The sequence below is a fragment of the Micromonospora olivasterospora genome, assembly GCF_007830265.1.
Lineage (GTDB): Bacteria > Actinomycetota > Actinomycetes > Mycobacteriales > Micromonosporaceae > Micromonospora > Micromonospora olivasterospora.
In genome coordinates this window covers 2,460,674-2,475,969 of record NZ_VLKE01000001.1, presented here as the reverse complement: position 1 = coordinate 2,475,969, position 15,296 = coordinate 2,460,674, and the positions used below count along the sequence as shown (strand labels likewise).

The window sequence follows — 15,296 nt, the reverse complement described above, 5'->3', positions numbered from 1 at the left end:
GATAGCGGGCGCGAACTCGGGCGCGCCCCGGACCAAGATCCGCGCAAGTTCGTGGAAGTTGTCCCCTCGACCGGCGACGGAGGGCACAACTTCCAGGAAGTTGTGCCACCCGGAGGTGGGCGGCGTCAGCGGCGGGGCGGCGTCAGCCGCGGGGCGGGAGGGCGTAGCCGACGTAGCCGCGCCATTCCAGCGCCCAGCCGGCCGGCACGAGCTCCGCGCACGCCTTCCGGCTGCCGGTGCAGACGATCGCGTCCACCGAGGCCGGGTCGGCCGGCGGGCGGTCCGGCAGCACCGACTGGAGCGCCGCCAGATCCGGCGAGCCGCCGTCGGCGTCCCGCAGGAGCAGCCACCATGGGTACTCCCAGTTGTCGTTCTGCTGCACCAACCCGACCCGCCGGGCGCCGGAGGCCCGGACGGCGTCGGCCGCCCAGCGGAACTCCTCCGCCCACTGCGGCCGGCGCAGGAAGCGGGTGTCCCACTCCGAGGTGGTGAAGACCGAGCCGGCCCCGACCAGGCGGCGCGGGAAGCCGTACGACAGCGCGAGGACCCCGGCCAGCGCGGACGTGGCGAGCACGGTCACCGCCAGCCCGGCCGCCACGGACCGCCGCCCCGCCGAGCCCGGTCCCGGGACCGGGGCGAGCCGGCGGCGGAACAGCGCGTCCAGCCAGAGCCCGGCCAGCGGGGCCGCCAGGACCAGGGCGTAGAGCAGCAGCCGGTTGCCCCACGGCTGCCATTTGATCATCGCGGTGTGCAGCGCCACGGCGGTCACCACCACGACCGCGTACGCGCGCAGCGCGCCGGCCGCCGCCGGGCTGACCCGGCCCGGGCGGGCCACCGCCAGCGCCGCCCCGACCAGCACCAGCGCGCCGGCCAGCGGGAACGCCACCCGGTCCTCGTCCGGGTACCAGGCCGGCACCGGGAAGTTCTCCCGACCGAACGTGATCGCCCGGTCCTGCGGGTCCACCCCGATCGCCCGGGCGCCGCCCATGATCGCCTCGGCGGTGCCGGAGCGCACCGGCGCGAGCGGGGTGTCCAGCGCGGTGTGCCCGATGCGCAGCGCGTTGACCAGCACGGACGCGGGGTCGTGCCGCTCCGTCGGGATCGACTCGCGCAGCCGCGGCGGTCCCAGCGGGTGGCCGAACTCCGCCTGCACGCGGGCCAGGAACGGGCCGACCACCACCAGGGCGACCAGCAGCACCAGCACCGAACCGGCACCGGCCCGGAGGACCCCGGAAGCCCCCGACGGCCCCGCCCCGGCCCGCCGCGCCCTACCGCCGGGCCTTGACCCGTCCGCCACGGCCGCCGCCGTTACCTGGCCGATCCCCAGGTGGGCCAGCCGGAGCTGGCCGATGCCCCAGAGCAGCAGCAGCGGCCCGACCGCGATCAGCCCGCTCGTCTTCGTCACGGCCGTCAACCCGGTCGCCGCGCCGAGCAGCAGCAGGGTGCCGACGCCGGCCCGCCGGCGCAGCCCGTCCAGCGCCAGGGTCGCGACGCAGGCCACCCACGCGGCGCAGACCAGGTCGGTCTGGGTGCTGGTCGCCTGGAGCGCCACCATCGGCGTGGTGGCCAGCACGAACGCGGTGAGCGCCTGGGCCCGCCGGCCGCCGCCGACCTGGGCGGCGATCCGCGTGGCCAGCAGCAGGCAGCCCACCCCGGCGGCCCACTGGACCAGGTTGTGCAGCCCGTCCCCGCCGGTGAACAGCCGCAGGTGCAGCAGCAGGTACTCCGCGCCGGGCGGGATGGTCACCTGCCGGTGGATCGCCGTCGGCCAGAACTCCAGGCTCCGCTGGGCCACCCAGTGCTCCACCTTCGGCAGGTGGTAGGTCTGGGAGTCGAAGTTGTTCGGCTCGGCGAGCAGGGCGATCAGCAGCTCGACCAGCACCAGCCCGCCGACCGTGCCGAGCAGCAGGCGCTCCCCGCGTCCGGCCGTACGCCAGGAATGGGCCAGCCCGGCGCGGCGCGCGCGGACGGCGGCCGCCAAGCCGGCCACGGACGTGCCGTCGCGCCGCAGCCGCCACCCGGCCGCCAGCACCGCGACGGCGAGCAGCAGGAGCCAGGCCGCCGCGAACGCGGGCAGGGTCAGCAGGCGCAGTGCGCCGAGCAGCTCCACCGTCAGCACCGCGAACGCGCCGGTGACCACCGCGGCCCGCAGCACGGCCAGCCGCAGCGGAGCGATCGCGTCCGCCGCGCGGGGGCGCAGCGCCACGACGAACGACACGACGGCGGCGGGTGGGGCCGCCACGAGCAGGGAGCCGGCTGCCGACATGGCGCGAAGTATTCACCATGCGGCTGAGGACGCGGCGGCGATGCCCGGCGGTGGCGAACCCCCCGCGCTGACCTGCCAGGCTAGGCTAGGTATGACGTGTCGTCGCCACCGTGGAGATTTCCGTGAAGCTCTCGATCCTCATGCCGGTCTACAACGAGGAAGAACGCATCGCGGATGCCCTCAAGCAGGCATTGGCGGTCGACTACCCGTGCGAGATCGAGCTGGTCGTGGTCGACGACGGCAGCCGGGACGGGACGGCCGAGATCCTCGGCCGGGCGGACGACGCGCGGCTGCGCGTGATCACCCACCAGCGCAACGCTGGCAAGGGCGCGGCCATCAAGACGGCGGTCGACAACGCCGAGGGCGAGTACATGGTCATCCTCGACGCCGACCTGGAATACGACCCGCAGGACATCCCGAAGCTGCTCGACCCGGTGCTCGACGGCCGCGCCACCGTGGTCTACGGCAATCGCACCTTCGGCAGCCACAGCGCGTACAGCTTCTGGTACGTGATGGGCAACAAGGGCGTCACCATGGCGGCCAACATCCTCTTCAACTCCTACATCGGCGACCTGGAGACCTGCTTCAAACTGATGCCGGTCGCCCTCTACCGCTCCCTCGACATCCGCTCCCGCGGCTTCGGGATGGAGGCGGAGGTGACCGGCAAGCTGCTGCGCCGGCGCATCCGCCCGTACGAGGTGCCGATCAGCTACCGCGCGCGGGGCCGCGAGGAGGGCAAGAAGATCACCTGGAAGGACGGCGTCGAGGCGCTCTGGATCCTCGGCCGGGAGCGCACCCGCCGCCGTCCCGACTGACCTCCGCTCAGCCGCGCGGCGAGGCCAGGAGGGCGCCGACCGAGCGCCGCAGGCCCGCCGCGTCCAGCCCGTGCCAGCGGGTGTGGTCCTCCGCGGAGCCGTACCGCCGCAGCTCCTCCCGCCCCACCCCCAGCGCGAGCAGCCGATGCGGCCGGTCCGCCAGCGCGTCGCCCACCACCCGCGCGGACGTGCCCGCGAGGTAGGGCTCGACCAGGATCACCTCGGCGCCCGCGAGCGCCCGCAGCCCGGCGATGTCGAACGGCCGGGGCCGATGCGTGTACGCCACCGTCACCGGAAGTCCCGCGACCGCCGCGAGCGCCGCGTCCAGCGTAGGTCCCACCGCGACCAGCAGCGGCGCCCCCGGCCCCGCGTCCCGCACCACGTCCAGCGCGCCGTCGCCGCCGCGCGGCCGGGCGTTGGCCTGCGTCGACAGCCGCACGTACGCGGGCCCGTCGCCGTCGACCGCCGCCCGGAGCAGGGCGGGCACCTCGTCGGCGTGGCCGGGCACGTGCACCGTCCAGCCGTGCAGGGTGTCGATCAGGGCGACGTCGGCCGGCGAGAGGTGGGTGCGGCCGGCGGCGGCCCGGTCGTACGACGCCCCGACGCTGACCAGCACCGCGCCGGCCCCCTGGTGGTCGAGGTCGAGCTTGATCTGCTCGTACGCCCGCTCGACGAGGAACGGCGCGTAGCTGTGCACCACCGGGCGCAGCCCGGTCAGGGCGAGCCCGCCCGCCACCCCCACCATCAGCTGCTCCCGGATGCCGACGTTCAGCACCCGGTCGGGGTGCCGCTCGGCGGCCGGGGCGAACGAGGCCGCCGAGATGTCGGCGAGCACCAGCGCGGTGCGCGGCATCTCGGCCAGCAGCGCCGTCGTGGCGTCGACGAATGCTTCCCGCATCATGCTCGCTCCCCGTCCCGTACGACCGCGACGACCGCGTGCGGCCGGTTCCCGTCCTGCCCGGTGAGGGCGGCGTGCAGGGCGTCGTGGTCTCGCCCGTCCACCGTCGCGGCGGTCCATCCGTTGACGGCGAACCGGGCCGCCGCGCCGCCGCCCGGCCAGCCGTGGGTGGCCGAGCCGTTGTCGATCACCACGGCGGTCAGGTTCGCCAGCCCGACCGCGCCCGCGTACGCGATCGCCTCGTGGTTGGAGCCCTCGTCCAGCTCGGCGTCGCCGAGCAGGACGTACACCCGGGGGGTCAGCAGGCCCTGGGCCCGCAGCCCGAGCGCGGTGCCCACGCCCAGGCCGAGGCCGTGGCCCAGCGATCCGGAGCCGATCTCCACCCCCGGCACCAGCAGCCGGTCCGGATGGTCGCCGAGCCGGCTGTCCGGGCCGCCCTGGTCGTCCAGCCACTCGACGGGTACGAAGCCCTTGGCGGCCAGCACGGCGTAGTAGCCGGCGACGGCGTGCCCCTTGGAGAGCAGGAACCGGTCCCGGTCGGGGTCGTCGGCGGTCTCCGGGGTGATCCGCAGCACCCGGTCGTAGAGCACCCAGAGCACGTCGACCGTGGAGTACACGTTGGCGCCGAACTCCCGCCCGGCGCGGACCCGCTCGATCAGCGGCGCGACCTGGGCCGGAGGGGCCGGCGGGCCGGCGGGCGAGGGGGCGGACCGCCGGTGAGGGCCGGGGCGGTGGCGGGCATGATGGTCATGCGGCTAGCCTGCAAGTTGAAGTCCACTTCAACTCAAGGCGAACCTGATGCAGGAGTCACTCACGATCGGGCAGCTCGCCGCCCGCAGCGGCGTCGCGCCCTCGGCGCTGCGCTACTACGAGCGCCTCGGCCTGATCCACGCCGAGCGCACCGGCGGCAACCAGCGCCGGTACGCCCGCAGCGAGCTGCGCCGGGTGGCGTTCGTGCGGATCTCGCAGCAGGTCGGCATCTCGCTGGAGGAGATCCGCGAGGCGCTCGACTCCCTGCCCGCCTCCCGCACCCCGACCGCGGCCGACTGGGCCAGGCTCTCCACCGCCTGGCGGGCCCGGCTGGACGAGAAGATCCGGCTGCTGTCCAAGCTCCGCGACGATCTCGACTCCTGCATCGGCTGCGGCTGCCTGTCCCTGCAGCGCTGCACCCTGTACAACCCGGAGGACAAGCTGTCGGGCGAGGGGCCCGGCGCCCGCCTGATGTTGCCCAACGGCGACCCTGACTGAGGTCAGCCGACCGTGAGCAGCACCTTGCCGAGGTGCGCGTTGGACTCGACCAGCCGGTGCGCCTCGGCGGCCTCGGCCATCGGCAGCCGCCGGTCGACCACCGGCCGCACCGCGCCCGCCGACACCAGCGGCCAGACCTGCTCGCGTACGCCCGCCACGATCGCCGCCTTCTCCGCCAGCGGCCGCGACCGCAGCGCGGTGGCCGCCACCGAGGCCCGCTTGGCGAGCAGCGCGCCGAGATCCAGCTCCGCCTTGCGGCCGCCCTGCATGCCGATCACCACGAGCCGGCCGCCGGTGGCCAGGGCCGCCACGTTCCGGGCCAGGTACGCCGCGCCCATGATGTCGAGGATGACGTCCGCGCCCCGGCCGTCGGTGACCCGTCGCAGCTCCTCGACGAAGTCCTGCTCCCCGTAGTCGATCGTGTGCGCGGCGCCCAGCTCGCGCAGTCGCTCGTGCTTCGCCGCCCGCGCGGTCACCACCACCGTCGCGCCGAGTGCCGTGCCGAGCTGGACGGCGAACGTGCCGATCCCGCTGCCGCCGCCGTGCACCAGCAGGGTCTCGCCCGTCGCGAGCCCCGCCAGCCGCACCACGTTCGACCAGACCGTGCAGGCCACCTCGGGCAGCGCCGCCGCGTCGACCAGGCCGACGCCGTCCGGCACCGGCAGCAGTTGCCCGGCGGGCACGGCCACCCGCTCGGCGTAGCCGCCGCCGGCCAGCAGCGCGCAGACCTCCTGGCCGACCGCCCACCCCGCCACGTCCGGCCCGATCGCGCTGATCACCCCCGAGCACTCCAGACCGGGGTACGGCGACGCGCCCGGCGGGGGCGAGTAGTGCCCCTGGCGTTGCAGCAGGTCGGCGCGGTTGACCGCGCTGGCCCGCACGTCCACGACCACCTCGCCGGGGCCGGGCTGGGGATCGGGCACCTCCGCCCAGACGAGCGCCTCGGGTCCGCCGGGTTCCGGAATCGTGATCGCACGCATGGACCAGTCTTACCCGACCCGCCCCGCCGTCCACGCCCGGGCCAGGATCTCCTCCACCGTCTGGTCGGGGCGCGCCGGGCCGCCATGCAGGTGCATCGAGCGGGGCATCGCGCGGGCCAGCAGCTCGGCCACTGTGGATCTGCCGATGGCCCATGAGCCCGGTGACCAGCACGACGGTCGGGGTGTCCCACGATCCGTCATCCCGGCGCCAACGATGGGACGCGGGCTCGGTTACTGGTCGGCTTCTGGCAGACTAGGCAGCGGTCGCGTCCCTCGGGGCGTGCGCCGGGAGGGTTCGCCTAGTGGCCGATGGCGCTGGTCTTGAAAACCGGTAAGGCAGCGATGTCTTCGTGGGTTCGAATCCCACACCCTCCGCTCACCCGAACAGCAAAAACGCCCCCTGACCAGCGCGAACGCCGGTCAGGGGGCGTGTCTATGGATGGTGAATCAGTCTCACTTCGTCCCGCTCGGGGCCGTCGCGTCTCACTGGTCGTGTCGTATACGTGTCGGCGTCTCCGGCTCGCTCTCGGCCACTTCCGGCTGCTCGGTGCCCAACGCTCCCTCGATTCGCTTCCGCGCCGCCTCGTCCTGTCCGTCGATGCACGACGCGTAGACCTTCAACAGCACATGCACGCTGTGCCCGGCCCACTGGGCGACCTGGGTAGCCGGCACGCCGGCGTTGAGCCAGAGCGACACGGCAGCGTGCCGCAGGTCGTATGGCCGGTGCGCCAGTGGCGACCGCTGCTGAACTGGCGTCAGCGCAGCCTCCCGCGCTTGTCGCCATGCGCGTAGATACGTGCTCTTGGACACCGGAGCGACGCGAGCGCCAGCGGCGTTGAACATGCGGCCGTTGGCGTCCCGGCAGTGCGTCCGTAGGTGGTGCCGCAGGATGCGAACCAGTTCCGGGCAGGCCGGCACGTCGCGGGTCGCCTTCTTCGCCCGGTGCTTCAACTCGCGATCTTCCAGCGATTCGCCGCTGTCGCTCCAATCCTCGCCAACCTGCTGTGTGGAGCCGCTGAGGTGAAGCCACCCCCATCCCTGCTCGGGTAGCTCGCATTCATCGGCGCGTAGGTGGATCACCTCAGACGGCCGGAGGGCGGCGAAGTACATGCAGGCGAAAAAGCCTTCCAAGTGTGGATCGCGTTGGCCGACCGCCGTGAGCAGCGCACGGGCTTGTTTTGGGTTGACTACCACCTTTCGGTCGACCTGATCGGTGTTCTTCGGCGCTCGCCACTGGATGAAGTCCATCGGGTGGGCGTCGAGATAACGCAGTTCCACGGCGTACTTCAACGCGCTGTAGAAGACTGCGCGTTTCCTCGCGACGGTATTTGCGGCGGCCGGTCGTCCGTCAATCCGAGTCGTCAGCAAGTCGAGCGCTTTTCTAATGGTGGCCGGGTTTGCCACCTCCGCCAGTGGCAGTGTGTTCGCGCCGAGCCACCGGACAACCGGTGCGATGCGCTCGGGCGGCACGCCGTTGTCGCGGTCGCGCTGCAACTTGTTGAATATCCAGACGTAGAGCGCGTGGCGGATATCCGCTTCGGCCGGCGCTCCGCGCGATGTGGCGAGCAGGGCGGGCGTAACCGTGGTGAGGGCGTCAGCGATGCTCTTGCGCTGGGTGGCTGCGGCGCGCGGCCACTTCATGTCCACGAAAGCGATGGCGAGGTCGTACCAATTACGGCTGGTCAGCTCTCGGGCCATCGGTTCGGGTAGCCCGTTCTTCTCATCGAACGCGGTTCCCTCGCGCTGCGCCACGACCAGCTTTGATCGGAAGCTCTCGGCCAGTGCGCGGGTGGCGAACGTCTTCCGAAACGGCTTATCAGCGACCTTCCATCGAACCGTGTAGGACTTCTTCTTGCCGGACAGTTCGTTGGCCAGGATCGCGTGGATTCGCACGCTGTAGCTGCTCAAGCGGCTGCCTCTTCCTCGTGATCGGTAAGCCAGGCGTCCAGGTCGCGACGGCGGACGTACAGGCTGCCGTTCGGGTACTTGATGGTTCGGGGTGCGCGGCCGGTGGCCTTCCAGCGGAAGAAGGTCGACCGGGGTACGCGGAGTTCGTCCAGGACTTCGGCGAGGGTGAGCAGGTTGCCGGTCGGGGTGCGGCGGGTGGTCATCGGCGGGCGTCCTTCCTCGGGGTGGCGTCGAGGTAGATGCGCTGGAACATCGGGGATCGGCGGTCGGGGTAGGGCCGGCTGACCTGGCGGATGTGCAGCACTTGGGCGATGGCGGCGAGCGCTGCGGCTGTTTCAGCAGGGGTGCCATGGAGCCTGATTCGCACGCTGAGGGCCTTTCAGTCGATGCGGGTTACTTGCGGAGGATCGGGGAGGCATCGCCACAGAAGGGCATACAACGACCCGCTGAGAGTGTCGTAGAGCCAAGATCAGAGGCGGCCCGGTGTAAGGCGTAGGGCGAAACCGTCTCGGTGGCTCTCAGCGGGTCGTTCCGAGGTGCCGGCGGTGGGGGCGGCGGGTCGGGCGCGGCCGGGAGAGGCCGGGAAGCGTTGACACGTTGACAATCGGCCGACACACGAGCGTTTCCGCAGGTGAGAGTGGGTGCCGGGGTGTCAACGCCCCCCGTTGACAGGCGTTGACACCCGTTGACACCGGGCGGGCCGGCGGTGGGGGTGTCAACGCCTGTCGACGGCTGTCAACGCGCCCCGTTGACACCTTCCCGACCATGCTGACCTGCGGATATGTCGCCGTCGGGGGCGGGTGTCAGCGTGTCAACGCTTCCGGGGTCCTCGGCGACGGCGCGGGGGTGCAGCTCGTACCGGCCGTCCGGCCCCTGTCGGACCCACCCGAGGGCGGCCAGTTCGGCGAGCACCGCCGACACCTCGTCGGACTTGGGCAGGCGGCGGGACACCCGGCGGTGTAGTTCGCGGCGGGTGAAGGTGGTCATGCCCTTGGCGGTGAGTACGCCGAGCACGTATCGGGCGTTTTCCGCTGCGGTGTCGGTGCCGATGGTGGCGATGGCGGCCCGGTAGTGGGCGGCGAAGAACTCCGCGAGCCGCACGGCGTCGGCCATTCGGTCGGCGTCGATGGGCCGTCGCCATGCGTCGGTTGGGTGGTGGGCGACGTGCAGCAACCCGGCCAACCGGAGGGTGGCACCGGAGAGCTTGTTGCCCCATTCGCGCACGTCGTAGAGGCTCCCGCCGGGCCGTAGTTCCGCCTCGACCTGCTCGGCGGCGGCGCGGCGCACCTTTCCGGCCTCTTCGGTGAGGGTGACCACGGCCGGGTCTTCCCACTCGGCGAGGGTGGCGGCCAGGCCGTGTACGTGGTGCCGGTAGCCGGCGGCCACCTGCTCCGGGACCGGTGGTGTGTCCACGGGCCGGTATCCGGCCAGCGAGCGCGGAAGCGCGAACAGGAACCGGGCCGGCAGGCCACGACCGGCGAGGTCGGCGTTTCCGCCGAACTTGCGCAGCACGACCGGTTGCGCCATCACGCACACGGTCAGCGCGGGCTTGTCGACCGAGGCACCTTCGCGGGTCTGCCGCTCGTTGCTCATCGGCTGTCCCGCGTGGCCTTTCAGGTAGGGGTCGAGGTTCGGGGTGCCGGAGTAGCGGCCGGCGAGGGTGTCGAAGATGCCGCCCTCATCGCTGATGATCGCCATGCGTCCGCCGTTGGCGGCCATCAGGCCGATAAGGGCTTCGGGGGTGGCGTCGTCCACGATCAGCCGGGGCAGGGTCGGCACGGTGATGGCTTCGGCGGCGATGGCGGCGGCCACGGCTTCGGCGGCGGCGTCGTCGCGCTTGCCGGGGTCGGTGGCCTTCGCTGCTTGGGCTTTGGCCTGTTCGGCTTGCCGGTCGGCGATGTCGCGTAGCGCGGCGGCCTCGGCGATCCTCGGTCGCATCGCCTCGGCGAGTGTCGACTGCGCCGCGAACAGCGGTGCCGTCATGGTCCGGTGAACGGGTGACTTGCGCTCGCCAGGGCCGGCGATGACGGCGGCGAACACGTTCACCGGCTCCCGCCACCCGGCCACCGGCTCCACCTCCAACCGGCCACCCGCGCACGCGGACAGCACGGCGACGGCGAGGGTTCCGGCCATGGCCGGGTCGGTGGCGGTGAACCGGGCGACGCCGGTCACCATGTCGGCCAGCCAACGGGGGAACACGTCGACCGGGAACGGCGGCGGCGCGGCGGTGGGGCCGGTCAAGGGCACTGGAACATCCCACAGCGGGCCGCCCGCGGTTTCCTCGCCGGTGGCTTGCGGGTGGTCGGTGACCAGGTGCAGACGGGCGGGCGTCATGCGGCAGCACGTCCTTCCATGAACGAAGCGGGGAAACGGGGGCTGGTGACAACCGGGGTTGTCGGCGTGCGTGCCAGCTCGGCCAGCACCGCCATCTGCTCGGGCATCCCGCGCGTGCCATCCAGCGGCCGGACAGCGTGCGGCCACACTGCCGACACCGCGTCGGCGTACTCGCGGCCGGCCAGCACGGTCACGCTGCCGGCCACGTCGATGCCCAGCCGGCGAGCCTGTGCGCGCAGCGTCGGCACGCCGACCGTGCCGGGTTGGCCCATGCGCAGGTCGTAGGGCTCAATCACGGTGTCGGGGTCGAGTAGCCCGTAGCGGGCGGACAGGATGACCAGCCGCCCGCCGAGCCGGTCGGCGGCGCGGCGGCACGCCCGGTGGTAGCTGCCGGTGTACATCAGGCCGGCGGGTGCGGGACGGTCGAGCTTCGCGCTACCGCACGGCACGACCACCACGGCGTCGTCCCGGCCCACCACGCTGCGGCGCATCCGCGTGTTCACCGCGTCGGCGTATGCCTTGCAAGCTGCCTGCCGGGTGGTGCCCAGCGCCCGGCCTACGTCGGCGTACGACCACCCGTCGATGAGCACCAGATCGACCGCAAGCCACTCCCGCGCTTCCCGGCACGCCGCGTCGAGTGCGGCCAGGGCGGCGAGGGCTTCCGAGGGTGTGCGGGCGGCGGCCAGCGTGGCGGCGTGGTCGGCGACGTGACCGGTTGCCGCGTGGAGCTGGGGCGCGCGGTGACAACTGCGGTTGTCGCCGGGCCGGGTCACGCGGCCACCTGCCGGGGACGAGCGGCGCCGGCCTTGAACCCGGATGCGATGGTCCGCAGCACCGCCCGGTGCCGCAGCCCGGCGGAAATCCCCGCGTGTTCCAGCGCAGTAGACGCCTCATCGGCGGACAGCGCACCACCCGCGACAAGCTGACCGAGGGCCACCGACGCCCGATAGAGGTTGTCGTTGTGGTGGTCCGGGGCGTCGGTCACCCGCGCGCACTCCCGCTCGACGGCGGCCCGGACGTAGGCGCGTTCCCGCCCGCCGGGCAGGGCGACCATGACCGGCCGTTGCGGCGGCAGCGGCGCGGGTGCCAGCAGGGCGGCGAGCCAGTCGGGCAGCGGGGCCGGGTCGGTGTCCAGGTCGACCACATACGGACGACCGGCGACGGTGCTGCCGGCAGCGACGACGTAGCCGCCGTGGGCGCGGGTGTCGACCATCGGGCCGAGGGCGCCGGCGGTGTTGCGCAGTGCCGGCCCGGCGTCGGGGTGCCGGTAGTAGAGGTGGGTGCCGCCCCGCCCGGTGGTCACGGTGTAGGTAGCGTCGATGCCGCCCCGGTTGGCGGCGGCCAGGTCAGCGAGCACGGCCAGGCCGTCACACCCGCCCACCTCGGCCGGGTCCTTCGGGGTGTCCAGGTCGACCACCACGAGCCGGGACGGGCCGCACGCGAGCCCGATGCCGTAAGGGCGGGCCGACCACGCCCGCCGGATGCGGTCCAGGTCGCAGGTAGCGCGGGGTTCCCACCCGAGGTGCCGGCCAGCGGCGCGGCAGCGCGGGTCACGGCCGGTGCAGTCGTCCGCGCTGTGGTCGGGGAACGCGGGGCGCTTGTCGTCGGGGCGCAGCGGAAAAACGTGCCAGCCGCGTGCGGCCTGGGCGAGCGCGGCGGCGAGCAGGTCATCGGTAGACACGTCGTGTCTCCCTTCCGGTGAGGTCGGGGCGTGAATCGGTGTCGACGGGGGTTCGGGCCGCCCGGCCACCGCCGAGGGCGTGTGAGCCGGGCAGCGCAGCCCTTGCAGGTAGGGACGCAGGTTGTCCGGGCTGTGGCAGTAGCGGCCGGCGGTGCCAATCCAGTGGCCGCACCGCCCGCCGGTCACCGCCCGCCCCGCCTCGGTCGGGGCCGGGCGGCGATGGCGGCCCGGGTGACGGTGTGCCGCAGGTCGCCGAGCAGTCCGACCAGTTGCCGGCGGGCCGCGATCTGACCGGGGGCCAGGGCGACGCGTACGCGCACCTCGGCGTGCTCCCGCCCGGCGGTGGTGCGGACCCGGACCAGCACGGCGCGGGCTCGGCCGGGCAGGTCGACCACGATTTCCTCGCTGCGGTGTTCGCCGAGGTTGCAGCGGTGGCCACGGGCGCACCAGTCGGTGTGACCGGCGCAGCCGGTGCGGCGGTTCATCGCTTGGCCGCTTCGTACTCGTCGTGCAGGTGGTTGATGACGTGCCGGCCGACGCGCAACCGCAGTCCGGTGCCCGCGCAGTGCCGGCAGTCACGGCGGATGCGGCCGAGCCGGGAGCGCGTACGGCCGGTGGCGTGGCAGGCGCGGCAGCGCCCGAACGGCGAAACCACGCACAGCCCGAGGTAACCGAGCGTGACAATGACTAGGGCGAGGCAGGGCAGGCTAGCGATCATGGTGCGGGAGTCCACAAGTGCCTCCACGGGCGGTTTCAGGGTGCAGAGCAGGTAGGGCGCTAGGTCGCTAGCGTCCTGATGGGGGTTGATGTGGGGGGCTAGCGGTGCCGCTAGGTCTAGCGGGTCTAGGCGCTAGACCTAGCGGCCCGTGATGGGCTATCCGGCTTTCCGCTTCCGGTCACGCTCGGTTACGGCGGTGGTGATGTCGTCGCGGTGGATGCCCTTGCGGTTGGCTCCCTTGCCGGTGGCCGGGTCGGTGCCCCACACCTGCCGGCCGACCGGCACCCGGTACGGCTTGAGCGCCGCCGCGAGTTGCGCCGGCTCCCACCCGCCGTAGACCTCGGGCCGCAGCTCGGCCAGCCGGGCGACGACGGTTTCGGACCACACCTTCGGCTCGGCGGCCGGCACGACGGTCAGGATGTCGTCCAACAGCGTGTCCGCCGGGCCGCCGACCGTCTCGGGGGCCTGCCCGACCGCGTACCCGGTCAGCGTGCCGGCCGCTTCCCGCAGCGCGTAAGCGCGGGCAATGACCTTCTCGACGTGCTCGGTCTTGGCGAACTTCGTCCGCACGGTCACGGCCTCTTCCACCGCGCCGGAGTCGTCCGCGCCGAGCAGGATGCCCACGCCCTTGTGAGCGCGCTGGAAGCGGGACGAGTCGTAGCCGGCCGGGTACGACCCGGCACCCAACACCGCCTCGGATGACTGCCACGTCATGGTCTTCAGCGCGAAGCGGGTACCGATGTTGTCGCGCAGGTCGGTCGGCACGGCCTTGCCGTCCGGCTTCTGCGTGGCCAGCAGGATGATGATGCCGACGGACGGGCCGACCTTGCACAGCTCGGTCAGCAACTCCACGATCTCCTTGCCGTGTTCCGGGTGCCCCGAGTACCGCTGGAACTCATCGATCGCCACGAGCACCGGCCACAGCTTCAACGACCGCTTGTCGGCAATCTGCCGGGTCACCTTTGACTCTGGGCACAGGTCCGGGGGCAGGGTCGCGATGGTGTCGTAACGACGGTTCATGTCCGCCACCAGCGTCCGCAGGTCATCGACCAGGGCGGCGACCACGTCATCGCGGACACCGAACCCGGCACGGTGGGCGATGCGCTCGAACGCCCGCCAGTCCTGCCCACCCTTACCGTCGTAGATGTGCAGCTCCACGCTGGCGTCCAGGGCGGCGGCCAGCACCGGCAGGCGGGCGGCGAACGTCTTACCCATGCGCGGAATCGCGCCGACCAGCAGCGACGTGAACATCAGCAGCAGCGGCACGGCCCGGCCACGCTGATCCTCACCGAACGGGAACGGAGCGAAAATGTCGACGGTGCCCTTGTCGATCAGCGGCCACAGCCCGGACGACTTGGCGTAGGGGTCTTCATCAGCGACCCACAGCGACAGCCGGCGGGCCGACCCGGCGGTGCCGCGTACCCGCTCCGGCCACACCTGCACCTCATCCAGGTCCAGGCCGGCGGCCAGGTCGGTGCGCCGCTTCACGGCCTTGTCGGCGGTGACCCCGAACGGCAGGTCGACCACGGCCCGCCACCCCGGACCGTCACGCATGATCGGCATCGGGAACGTGATCGGGTCATCGGGCTTGCACAGCCCAGCGGCCAGGAACGCCCGCGTCACCACGTCGGCGGACAGCCGCCGCGCCCTGGGCGTCACCGCCGCCACGTCGAGTAGCGGCTTGTCCTTCGGTGACCCGGCCAGGCCGAACACGGCGACGGCGGCGGCGAGCATCAGCCACCGCTGCCACGACCCGGCCAACACCGCCAGCACCGCGACCGTGGGCAGGCCGAGCAGCAGCACCGCCGCCACGACCATGCCTCGCCACCGGACCCGCGCGTCCCGCTGCCGGGAGAGTTTCAGGTACAGCTCGGCATCCTCGCGGCGGACGGCGGCGAGCCGGACGGGGATGCCCTCCGCGTCGGTCGCCCACCGCACGGTCGCCCCGATCAGGCGGGCGATGCCGAACGGGGCACGCCACGTCAGGCGGGCGGCGTACTTCGGGATGCGGGTCAGGTGGTACAGGCTGACGTGGGCGACGTGCGACAGCGCCCACCGGCCGGCGGTGACCAGTTCGGAACGCGAGCGCAGCCACGGCGGCACGATCGGCCGCCGCATCGCCGACCGGCCTGCCAGCACCGCCGCCATGCCGGACGGCTCGGAAACCGCGGGCGGGTCCACCGGCGGCGGCACGTCGTCGTCCAGGTCGTCCGCCTCATCGTCCAGGTCGACGGCGAACGACCGCGCGTCGGGCTTGCGGCGGCGGGCGGCGGCCAGGTCGACCACCTCGGCGTCGGGGCCGATGGTGAGGTCTGCCTCGGCGGCCTGCCAGTCGAAACGGTCGTCGTCTCGGGGGGAAGTCATGATGGGTGTTCCTCCAACTGATCCGATGCGGGTCGGGTAGGGGGCCGGCGGCGCGGCCGGGTTGTCCAGGCCGTGGGCCGCGCC

Annotated in this window: 15 protein-coding genes and 1 tRNA gene; 3 read left to right on the top strand and 13 right to left on the bottom strand. The window is 72.8% G+C overall.

What is annotated here, in order from left to right:
- Window positions 1-142: 142 nt before the first annotated feature.
- Entirely contained in the window at window positions 143-2,266 is a 2,124-nt protein-coding gene (locus tag JD77_RS11290; protein WP_145774204.1) for a hypothetical protein, read from the bottom strand.
- Window positions 2,267-2,388: 122 nt separating this feature from the next.
- Between JD77_RS11290 and JD77_RS11285 the strand changes: the two genes are divergently transcribed.
- Complete coding sequence (locus JD77_RS11285; RefSeq protein WP_145777529.1) at window positions 2,389-3,081, top strand: glycosyltransferase family 2 protein; 693 nt, start codon at window positions 2,389-2,391, stop codon at window positions 3,079-3,081.
- A gap of 7 nt (window positions 3,082-3,088) precedes the next feature.
- On the opposite strand, the gene JD77_RS11280 is transcribed toward JD77_RS11285, so the two are convergent.
- Both JD77_RS11280 and JD77_RS11275 read right to left on the bottom strand, forming a co-directional pair.
- Window positions 3,089-3,979, bottom strand: coding sequence for a transketolase family protein (locus JD77_RS11280; RefSeq protein ID WP_145777528.1), 891 nt, complete (start codon window positions 3,977-3,979; stop codon window positions 3,089-3,091).
- Entirely contained in the window at window positions 3,979-4,638 is a 660-nt protein-coding gene (locus tag JD77_RS11275) for a transketolase (RefSeq protein ID WP_145774203.1), read from the bottom strand. Before JD77_RS11275 ends, JD77_RS11280 begins: the two co-directional genes overlap by 1 nt.
- Before the next feature lie 139 nt (window positions 4,639-4,777).
- Between JD77_RS11275 and soxR the strand changes: the two genes are divergently transcribed.
- Complete coding sequence (gene soxR, locus JD77_RS11270) at window positions 4,778-5,227, top strand: redox-sensitive transcriptional activator SoxR (RefSeq protein ID WP_145774202.1); 450 nt, start codon at window positions 4,778-4,780, stop codon at window positions 5,225-5,227.
- A gap of 2 nt (window positions 5,228-5,229) precedes the next feature.
- Here the strand turns inward: soxR and JD77_RS11265 are convergent, their stop codons facing one another.
- Both JD77_RS11265 and JD77_RS34700 read right to left on the bottom strand, forming a co-directional pair.
- A complete protein-coding gene (locus tag JD77_RS11265) occupies window positions 5,230-6,207 on the bottom strand; it encodes an NAD(P)H-quinone oxidoreductase (protein WP_145774201.1) in 978 nt (325 codons plus the stop codon).
- A 9-nt stretch (window positions 6,208-6,216) separates the two neighbouring features.
- Complete coding sequence (locus JD77_RS34700) at window positions 6,217-6,339, bottom strand: hypothetical protein (protein WP_281292095.1); 123 nt, start codon at window positions 6,337-6,339, stop codon at window positions 6,217-6,219.
- Between the two features lie 156 nt (window positions 6,340-6,495).
- Between JD77_RS34700 and JD77_RS11260 the strand changes: the two genes are divergently transcribed.
- Window positions 6,496-6,582, top strand: a tRNA-Ser gene (locus JD77_RS11260).
- A 108-nt stretch (window positions 6,583-6,690) separates the two neighbouring features.
- Here JD77_RS11260 and JD77_RS11255 read toward each other — a convergent pair.
- The 8 genes from JD77_RS11255 to JD77_RS11220 all read right to left on the bottom strand — a co-directional run bounded on the left by JD77_RS11255 (window position 6,691) and on the right by JD77_RS11220 (window position 15,212).
- Complete coding sequence (locus JD77_RS11255) at window positions 6,691-8,115, bottom strand: tyrosine-type recombinase/integrase (RefSeq protein WP_211372536.1); 1,425 nt, start codon at window positions 8,113-8,115, stop codon at window positions 6,691-6,693.
- Window positions 8,112-8,318, bottom strand: coding sequence for a helix-turn-helix transcriptional regulator (locus JD77_RS11250; protein ID WP_145774200.1), 207 nt, complete (start codon window positions 8,316-8,318; stop codon window positions 8,112-8,114). The genes JD77_RS11255 and JD77_RS11250 overlap by 4 nt, the downstream gene beginning before the upstream one ends.
- Before the next feature lie 532 nt (window positions 8,319-8,850).
- Window positions 8,851-10,449 carry a YfjI family protein gene (locus tag JD77_RS11245; protein ID WP_145774199.1) on the bottom strand — a complete coding sequence of 533 codons (1,599 nt, stop codon included), beginning with the start codon at window positions 10,447-10,449 and terminating at the stop codon, window positions 8,851-8,853.
- Window positions 10,446-11,222 (bottom strand): DUF6884 domain-containing protein, encoded by a 777-nt coding sequence (locus JD77_RS32025; RefSeq protein WP_170286429.1) that lies wholly within the window; start codon window positions 11,220-11,222, stop codon window positions 10,446-10,448. The genes JD77_RS11245 and JD77_RS32025 overlap by 4 nt, the downstream gene beginning before the upstream one ends.
- Window positions 11,219-12,166, bottom strand: coding sequence for a bifunctional DNA primase/polymerase (locus JD77_RS11235; RefSeq protein ID WP_170286633.1), 948 nt, complete (start codon window positions 12,164-12,166; stop codon window positions 11,219-11,221). Before JD77_RS11235 ends, JD77_RS32025 begins: the two co-directional genes overlap by 4 nt.
- A gap of 146 nt (window positions 12,167-12,312) precedes the next feature.
- A complete protein-coding gene (locus tag JD77_RS11230; RefSeq protein WP_145774197.1) occupies window positions 12,313-12,615 on the bottom strand; it encodes a hypothetical protein in 303 nt (100 codons plus the stop codon).
- Window positions 12,612-12,863, bottom strand: a complete 252-nt coding sequence (locus tag JD77_RS11225; protein ID WP_145774196.1) for a hypothetical protein — start codon at window positions 12,861-12,863, stop codon at window positions 12,612-12,614. The genes JD77_RS11230 and JD77_RS11225 overlap by 4 nt, the downstream gene beginning before the upstream one ends.
- Before the next feature lie 141 nt (window positions 12,864-13,004).
- Window positions 13,005-15,212, bottom strand: a complete 2,208-nt coding sequence (locus JD77_RS11220) for a P-loop NTPase family protein (protein WP_145774195.1) — start codon at window positions 15,210-15,212, stop codon at window positions 13,005-13,007.
- Between the last annotated feature and the right edge of the window lie 84 nt (window positions 15,213-15,296).

Excerpts from the sequence above, each read along its gene's own strand:
- JD77_RS11250 (WP_145774200.1), bottom strand. The coding sequence starts at position 8,318 with ATGACCACCCGCCGCACCCCGACCGGCAACCTGCTCACCCTCGCCGAA.
- JD77_RS11230 (WP_145774197.1), bottom strand. The coding sequence starts at position 12,615 with ATGAACCGCCGCACCGGCTGCGCCGGTCACACCGACTGGTGCGCCCGT.
- JD77_RS11245 (WP_145774199.1), bottom strand. The coding sequence starts at position 10,449 with ATGACGCCCGCCCGTCTGCACCTGGTCACCGACCACCCGCAAGCCACC.
- soxR (WP_145774202.1), top strand. The coding sequence starts at position 4,778 with ATGCAGGAGTCACTCACGATCGGGCAGCTCGCCGCCCGCAGCGGCGTC.
- JD77_RS11265 (WP_145774201.1), bottom strand. The coding sequence starts at position 6,207 with ATGCGTGCGATCACGATTCCGGAACCCGGCGGACCCGAGGCGCTCGTC.
- JD77_RS11290 (WP_145774204.1), bottom strand. The coding sequence starts at position 2,266 with ATGTCGGCAGCCGGCTCCCTGCTCGTGGCGGCCCCACCCGCCGCCGTC.
- JD77_RS11220 (WP_145774195.1), bottom strand. The coding sequence starts at position 15,212 with ATGACTTCCCCCCGAGACGACGACCGTTTCGACTGGCAGGCCGCCGAG.
- JD77_RS11280 (WP_145777528.1), bottom strand. The coding sequence starts at position 3,979 with ATGCGGGAAGCATTCGTCGACGCCACGACGGCGCTGCTGGCCGAGATG.